We start from the raw sequence: 232 nt of genomic DNA, 5'->3' as shown, positions 1-232 counted from the left end.
CGCATCGGCGAGCGCTCCTCCCACACCTGGTTCGTGCTCAAGTACCTGCTCGGCCACGTGGACGTCCGCAACTACGACGGCTCCTGGACCGAGTGGGGCAACGCCGTGCGCCTGCCCATCGCCGTCGGCGAAGTGCCGGGCGAGGCCCCCGCGCGCTGTGCCCCCGGCACGGCGGGGGTCACTAGGCTGGGCCACCATGACCGAGGACCACGCCGTGCCCGCCGCCCTGGCC

Annotated in this window: 1 pseudogene; it reads left to right on the top strand. The window is 74.1% G+C overall.

Annotated features, from left to right (window positions below):
- A pseudogene (locus KVS67_RS13485) lies at positions 1-156 on the top strand (sulfurtransferase); the annotation flags it as partial.
- Positions 157-232 lie beyond the last annotated feature (76 nt).

The sequence above is a fragment of the Micrococcus sp. GbtcB5 genome (genome assembly GCF_019091605.1).
Classification (GTDB): Bacteria; Actinomycetota; Actinomycetes; order Actinomycetales; family Micrococcaceae; genus Micrococcus; species Micrococcus luteus.
The sequence above is the reverse complement of the archived record's forward strand: the minus strand, read 5'-3'. Positions and strand labels throughout refer to the sequence as shown.